The sequence below is a fragment of the Thermosphaera sp. genome, assembly GCF_059755995.1.
Window position 1 is genome coordinate 1 of the sequence record NZ_DBOUKL010000055.1, and the last position, 5605, is coordinate 5605.

The window sequence follows — 5605 nt, forward strand, 5'->3', positions numbered from 1 at the left end:
CTCCTATAGTACCTGGCCAGGTGCACGCTGCCAGCCCTTCTTAAATCGCTCAGCCAGATCTCAAGGGGCTTCCCATAGTACTTCATCGTGGAGAACTGCTTCTTATCGAACACGTCAATGTTCTCGAGAGTCATAACTATGGTGTCAACTCTTCCATCGTGAGCACTCCACCTAGCCGTTGCAGTGTCCCGTGGGGAGACTGACACCACGGTTTTACCAACAGGGATTTTAGCCAGTGCCTGCTTCAACTCCTCGAGGCTCCTGGGAGAGAGCACTTTCTTCCCCACAACCCTTACCCCTCCGCCACCGTCAGGGTTCTCCCAGCAGGCGAGCGCGGAGTAGCCTAGTGCAGCAGCCTTTTCCAGGAGCTCGCTACTGCAGTCTTTAACGTTTAAGTCCGTGAACATGAGCTACCAGCCGGTTAATAGTTTATGACACAATTAAGATATTCACGGCTTCAACGTATTAAGCCTATTTGTCTAAGCAGGGCTTTAACCTCCTCCTCCCTCCTGGCGTTGGAGAAGTGGACGACTACTTTTACCACGTCGTCAGAGTCGAGAAGCCTGAGGCTCCCAGTGTAGGCGTCCTGCTTGCTGAACCTTAAGTAGAGCCTCCCCGTTCTAGCATCATACCTGAGCTTGAAGCTTGCTGATAGAATGCTCTTCTCGGTATCAGAAAGGTTTTCCGCCAGGTGCTTGAGGAGTAGCTCACCGTCCACGGCTTCAGCCTTCATCAGCAAGATCCTGTTGCCGTAGAAGCCGTGGAGGGTTTCAGAATCGATCTTAACGCTTGATTGAAGGGTTTTGGGAAGCAGGTTTAAAAGAGCTGTGCGGACTTTCTCACAATCCTCTGTTGAGTGGCAGGAGGTGGTTACCTCCACGCTCTTAACAACTACTCTTCGTTTATCCTCTCTGCTACCTGCCATGGATCGCGTGCTCCCCTGCTAGCCTCATGCCTCTTCTTCAGCAACCTCTCCTTCTGCTTCCTCTTCCACTTGTAGTTGGTTGTGCCGCTGATCCCGCGGCTCTTCCTCAACCCTCTCATCTTCTTCCCAGCACTGGTTAAGCCTCTGAAAACCCTGCCCCTGTTCTGCGGCTCACATATCCACTTAATCTCCGGGTCGCTGCATATTGCCGGGTGGTGTGGATCCACCAGTATTACCTCATACCACTTGTACCTGCCGTCCTCGCCCACGTAGTAGCTGTTCAGGACTTCGAGACCGGGGAATTTCCGGGCAGCCCTTTCCTCAGCTATCAGCCTTATACTCTTCGCCGGGGCGTACCCGTAGACACCCATTCTCTTCGGCCTTCTACCGCTGTCAGGCCTCGGCTTTCTCTGACCTCCCTTCCTAACCCTTACCCTTGCGATTACGAAGCCCGGCTTAGCCTTGTAGCCTAGCTCCCTGGCCCTGTCAAGCCTTGTCGGGGATTCAACCCTCACCACCGAGGGCTGCCGCCTCCACTCTATCAGCCTCTGCCTCATCAACTCCTTCATGTCTCCTTCGTAAGGCTTCTTCCAAAGCTCCGCAATATAGTGGTAGATGCTTCTAGCCATGGCTTAAGCACCATTACTAAGGGTTAATATGATTTTATACGGGGTTTATAAAGTATGGTTTTTAAAGAAATTCATGGTGCCTTGTGAATGCCCCCGCCCGAGAAGCTAATAGGCATCGTAGGCAAGACCAACGTGGGCAAGTCAACCCTTTTCAGCGCTTTAACAATGGTTCCCGTTAAAATAGCCGACCACCCTTTCACAACCATCGAGCCCAACATAGGGGTAGGCTATGTTAGAACCCCCTGCGTCCACGTCGAGCTCGGCCTCAAGCAGTGCAATCCTAGAACAGGCTTCTGCGCCAGAGGCTTCAGGTTTATCCCTGTCAAGCTAATGGATGTTGCCGGGCTCATACCAGGAGCTAGCAGGGGACGAGGGCTGGGTAATAAGTTCATGGATGACCTGAGGCAGGCTGACGTTCTCATACACGTTGTCGATGCATCGGGCGGGACAGACCTCGAGGGAAACCCGGTTAAGCCCGGCACCCAGGACCCTTTGGAGGAGGTTGAGCTTATCAGGAGGGAGATTGACGAGTGGTTTTCCTCGGTTGTTAAAAGAGTGTGGGAGGCGAAGATAGCGAAGAGCATTCAATCATCCTCAACCCCTCTCGACCTTGTGACGCAGAACCTGTCAGGCCTCAGCATTAGGAAGCACCATGTTATCGAGGCGTTGAGGGAGTCCGGCCTGGAGTCGAAGCCCTTCAAGAACTGGTCCGCCAGCGATGTCGAGCTTTTCGCTCTAAAGCTTAGGCAGGTTGCCAAGCCCATAGTGATAGCTGCTAACAAGGCGGATCATCCCGTAGCGGAGGAGAATGTGAAAAGGCTGAGGGAGAAGTATGGTGACGATGTGAAGCCTGTCAGCGGCCTCGCGGAGATGATTTTGAGAAAGGCGGCTCAATCAGGCCTCATAGACTACCTGCCCGGCGACCCAGGGTTCACGGTGAAGCCAGGGGTTGAGCTGTCAAGGGAGCAGTCCAGGGCGCTGGAGCTGGTGAGGGTTAATGTTCTCGAGAAATACGGGTCCACGGGCGTGCAGGAGCTTCTAAACTACGCAGTGTTCAGGAAGCTCGGGCTGATAGTGGTTTACCCGGTTGAGGATCAGAACAAGTACACGGATCACTCGGGCAACATCCTCCCGGACGCCTACCTTGTCCCAGGCAACACAACGGCCAGGGAGCTAGCCTACATGGTTCACACCGAGCTGGGGCAGGGCTTCCTCTACGCTGTCGACGCTAAGAGGAAGGAGAGGATTGGGGAGAGCTATGTGCTGAGGAATGGGGATGTGGTGAAGATAGTTTCAGCTAAGTCCTGATCAATCCCCTTCCCGATCGCTCCTCCTAGCCCTCAAGCTCTCCCAGTACTTTGAAGCCTCCCTGTAGTAGTAGTCGTCGCTTTTTCTCCCGCCGAAGAAACCGAGCCCCTTCTCCTCTAGAATATTCTTCAGCTCTGAAGCCTCCTTCTCCCCGATCTCACCACGCTCCCTCAGGTAGTCGACGACTCGAAGGGCTTCCTCAACACTCCTACACCTTCTTATGTAGTCTACAACTCCTGGGACGTAGCCTCTCCAAGGATCTATGCTGGAGGGGTCGAAGCCGACTGTTATGCTCTTCCCCTTATCCTCGACGAGCTCCTTGTAGAGGTTCGGGTACTTCTTCCTGAACTCTTCGATATCATGGATCATTTACATCATCGTGTAAAATATCTTGTCAACCCGGCTTATAACCTGCGCGGTTGCTCAGGGTATGTGGTTTTCGAGGGCACGTCCCTGTGGACAACAGCCCCCGGCAGGATCCAGGAGTACGAGCCTATCTTAACCCCCGGCATTATTGAAACGTTAACGCCTGTTTTCACATACCCGCCGATGACAGCCCCTAGCTTAACCCTTCCCGTATCCTCCAGCCTATCCTTCACCATCATTTTAACAGGCTTCTCGTCAAACCTGAGGTTCGCAGTGATCGTGCCCGCCCCCAGGTTAACGTTCTCGCATACGACGCTGTCGCCTATGTAAGCGAGGTGGCTTGCTCTAACGTTCTCGAACAAGACGCTCTCCTTTACTTCAACGCTGAACCCTACTTTAGAGCCGTTGCATATAACGCTGAAAGGCCTCACCCTCGCGTTCGGCCCTACCTCCACGTTAGAGTCTATGTAAACCGGCCCCTCCAGTGATGAGAACGAGTGGATCGTGGAGCCTTCTCCCACGTACACCTCCCCGGTTATCCTGACAGGCTCCTCCACCACTCCTTTAATACTCCTCTTCAAGTCTTCGAGAGCCATCTTATTAGCCTCCAGTATGTGCCACGGCCTCCCTATATCTATCCACCAACCCTTAGGCAACGTGTACACGTTCACCTGCTTCACCCTGGCTATGTTGCTAACTATGTCGGTGAACTCCACCTCCCCTCTAACGCTAACCCCCACGTTCTTATGCTCGTCAATATCCTTAGTGTTGAGCTTGTAGACCCCTGCGTTAGCGATGGGTGAGGGGGGTTGCGGAGGCTTCTCCACAATCCTCTTCAACCTCCCATTCTCTAGCTCGAGCACCCCGTAGTGTTCAGGCTTATCCACAACGGCTCCGAGGATGACGGGTTCTTTAATGCTGGTCAGCTCCCTGTAAACGCTCGCATCCTTAATGAAAACATCCGAGTACACTATGAGCACGTCCTCACTGTACGGCAGGTGGTCCAGTGCCTTGACCACGGCATCGCCAGTGCCCAACGGCGGGTCCTGAACCACGTACCTGACCCTGAGCCCCCTGTGAAACCTGCTCACGTAGTCCATGATCATCTCCTTCATATAGTTTACGACCAATACCACCTCGTCAATGTTTAAACGGCTCAGCCATTCGAGATGCCAGCCTAAAACCGGCTTGCAGAGAACTGGGATGAGCGGCTTAGGCCTCGTCTCCGTAACAGGTCTTAAGCGCACACCGTTACCTGCGGCTAGGACAACGGCTTTCATAGCATTCACATATTATTGTTAAGAACAAGTGTTTGTTAATAAAGAATCGTGTAAGGCTACTTAGACTTCAACTGAACCGGGGAGACGACCACGGCTGGCTTGGGCCCTTCCTCCGTGGGGATCATTATAAGCTTAGACTTGTATACTTCAACACGCCTGATAGGGTATATCTTCCTAGCAAGCTCGGCTATTTCATTAGATATCTTACCGCTCAGTATCTCGTTCACCAGCTCATCCATGGTGAGCTCCGGGGTTTTGGAAGCAATGTAGTCCTTGATAATCCTCCTGATAGCTCTTCTCTGGCTTGTCTTACACCTGAAGCTTGTCAAGGCCGCTATGGTGAGCCTCACCACGTACCCATCCTTGGTTGTAACGTCGAGTATTGCCTGGACCTTGCTGCTCTTCCTCCTGATCAAGCTCTTCATATAGTCTCTCGCCAGCTCATGCCCCCTGAACCTGGTGTACGCCTTACCCTCCTCAACGCTCACGATCTGGAAGTACAGCTTGACATGTACCTGGGAAATATCGCCTGTTAAGTCGTAAAGGGTTGTCTCAACAACCCTGCCGATAAGCTTCTCGGGCTCATCCGCCGGGGTGGTGCCCAGCGACACCTCTCCGAAAGCTTTCGGCGCGAGCACTTCATACCATTTCTTCATCTTCCACTTGTCTCGCGCAGTATACTTGGCTTTAGCCGGCATAATCATCCCTTTCCATGTCTAGGTAGGGTTTATATCGTTTTAGGGGTTATTTAAACATTGCCAGCTTCTCAGCAACCTCCAGTAGCTTCAAGACCTCGTCAACACTCCCTTTTAAAGTCCTAAGCTCCTTCAAACCCCTGGGGGCTGTGAAAACAAGCATGTAGGAGGAGCCTTCCCCGCTAACCCTCTCCTCTATGACAACCCCTTTCGGAGGTGTTGCGTTATCCGGGTGGAGCATCCTGTATACCGAGGCGATGAAGCCTGGGTTTCCTGATGCTTTAACAACCGCTTTAAACCCCGCCACCCTGGATCACGCATAGTTGCTTATCATCGCAGGACTCGTAAACCTTTCTCGGATCCCAGCCAACCCTGAGAAGTTCCCTCGCCACAGTGTAGACG

The 5605-nt window shown here is 52.9% G+C and carries 8 protein-coding genes; 1 reads left to right on the forward strand and 7 read right to left on the reverse strand.

Going from position 1 to position 5605, the window contains the following annotated elements:
- The 3 genes from AC3OH0_RS05585 to AC3OH0_RS05595 all read right to left on the reverse strand — a co-directional run.
- On the reverse strand, positions 1–407 hold a 407-nt coding region (locus AC3OH0_RS05585; RefSeq protein WP_498345077.1), incomplete at its 3' end, for a ribonuclease P.
- Positions 408–457: 50 nt separating this feature from the next.
- A complete protein-coding gene (locus tag AC3OH0_RS05590; RefSeq protein WP_498345078.1) occupies positions 458–925 on the reverse strand; it encodes an RNA-binding domain-containing protein in 468 nt (155 codons plus the stop codon).
- Complete coding sequence (locus tag AC3OH0_RS05595) at positions 892–1554, reverse strand: 50S ribosomal protein L15e (RefSeq protein WP_498345079.1); 663 nt, start codon at positions 1552–1554, stop codon at positions 892–894. Before AC3OH0_RS05595 ends, AC3OH0_RS05590 begins: the two co-directional genes overlap by 34 nt.
- A gap of 87 nt (positions 1555–1641) precedes the next feature.
- Here AC3OH0_RS05595 and AC3OH0_RS05600 point away from each other — a divergent pair, with 87 nt between their 5' ends.
- A complete protein-coding gene (locus tag AC3OH0_RS05600; protein WP_498345080.1) occupies positions 1642–2862 on the forward strand; it encodes a redox-regulated ATPase YchF in 1221 nt (406 codons plus the stop codon).
- On the opposite strand, the gene AC3OH0_RS05605 is transcribed toward AC3OH0_RS05600, so the two are convergent.
- From AC3OH0_RS05605 to AC3OH0_RS05620, 4 genes are read right to left on the reverse strand one after another with little or no spacing between them, the layout of a single operon-like run.
- Positions 2863–3231, reverse strand: coding sequence for a DUF2095 family protein (locus AC3OH0_RS05605; protein WP_193436304.1), 369 nt, complete (start codon positions 3229–3231; stop codon positions 2863–2865). It lies immediately after the preceding gene.
- Positions 3232–3266: 35 nt separating this feature from the next.
- Entirely contained in the window at positions 3267–4508 is a 1242-nt protein-coding gene (glmU, locus tag AC3OH0_RS05610; protein WP_498345081.1) for a bifunctional sugar-1-phosphate nucleotidylyltransferase/acetyltransferase, read from the reverse strand.
- Positions 4509–4564: 56 nt separating this feature from the next.
- Positions 4565–5206, reverse strand: a complete 642-nt coding sequence (locus AC3OH0_RS05615; RefSeq protein ID WP_498345082.1) for a 30S ribosomal protein S3ae — start codon at positions 5204–5206, stop codon at positions 4565–4567.
- Positions 5207–5252: 46 nt separating this feature from the next.
- Positions 5253–5510 (reverse strand): KEOPS complex subunit Pcc1, encoded by a 258-nt coding sequence (locus tag AC3OH0_RS05620; RefSeq protein ID WP_498345083.1) that lies wholly within the window; start codon positions 5508–5510, stop codon positions 5253–5255.
- Positions 5511–5605 lie beyond the last annotated feature (95 nt).

Bases quoted from the DNA above. Each gene is read 5' to 3' on its own strand.
- AC3OH0_RS05590 (WP_498345078.1), bottom strand. From the start codon at position 925: ATGGCAGGTAGCAGAGAGGATAAACGAAGAGTAGTTGTTAAGAGCGTG.
- AC3OH0_RS05595 (WP_498345079.1), bottom strand. From the start codon at position 1,554: ATGGCTAGAAGCATCTACCACTATATTGCGGAGCTTTGGAAGAAGCCT.
- AC3OH0_RS05600 (WP_498345080.1), top strand. From the start codon at position 1,642: ATGCCCCCGCCCGAGAAGCTAATAGGCATCGTAGGCAAGACCAACGTG.
- AC3OH0_RS05605 (WP_193436304.1), bottom strand. From the start codon at position 3,231: ATGATCCATGATATCGAAGAGTTCAGGAAGAAGTACCCGAACCTCTAC.
- glmU (WP_498345081.1), bottom strand. From the start codon at position 4,508: ATGAAAGCCGTTGTCCTAGCCGCAGGTAACGGTGTGCGCTTAAGACCT.
- AC3OH0_RS05615 (WP_498345082.1), bottom strand. From the start codon at position 5,206: ATGCCGGCTAAAGCCAAGTATACTGCGCGAGACAAGTGGAAGATGAAG.